General features: G+C 36.0%; 1 protein-coding gene and 1 pseudogene. Both read right to left on the bottom strand.

Translation table 11 applies throughout. The features are described from left to right. Positions 1 to 235 (bottom strand): annotated as a pseudogene (locus tag AC1DTM_RS30075) (ribonuclease HII); the annotation flags it as partial. 55 nt (positions 236 to 290) lie between these two features. Continuing rightward, the coding region (locus tag AC1DTM_RS30070) for a YlqF/YawG family GTPase (RefSeq protein WP_477001660.1) at positions 291 to 725 on the bottom strand (435 nt) is incomplete at its 5' end.

The raw sequence follows: 725 nt of genomic DNA, 5'->3' as shown, positions 1-725 counted from the left end.
CATCAATGCCAGCAATGTACGTGAGCCCTTTTTCACGTAACTCATTTTCGTACTTTGACATTTCTAGAAATTTTCCTCTTTCTTTTTGAGCTAACTCTTTTTGTTTATACCACTTCAAAATTAGTTTTTGAACACCTTTTCTCTCATCTTTCACTAACATTTGAAAACGCTCGTCTTCTTCACTCATAATTTCTTGCAGCAAACATCCCGCTTCTTGAATAGTCATTTTTTGCATTCATTTACACTCCTTTTAAACGTAACCAAAAAGAAAAGACGTACAAACGCACGTCTTATACTTCTTCTACTTTTTCTACATCTTCCACCTGCTCCGCAAACTCTTCTGGTGTTTCAAATGTCATTTTCCCAAATCTTCCACCACGAAGCTCACGAAGTATAAGCTCAGATGTTTTATCATAATCAATCATTCCGCCGCCCATTAAGCAACCTCTGTTTTTTCCAATTGCATCAAATAACTCCACAATTTCTTCTGGAATGTCATTTAACTTATATCGCTCTTTTAAACGTTCTGGATAATGTTTTTCCATAAAACGTAGTGCATAAATAGCTACATCCTGTAGATTTAATATAGAATCTTTAATTGCACCCGTCGTCGCTAAACGAAGACCAACTAATTCATCTTCAAATTTAGGCCACAAAATACCTGGTGTATCTAATAATTCCATTTCTTTCCCAACTTTAATCCACTGCTGAGCCGTTGTCACACC

This window comes from Bacillus sp. P4_D3 (assembly GCF_056401855.1).
This window is presented reverse-complemented; position numbering and strand designations above follow the sequence as displayed.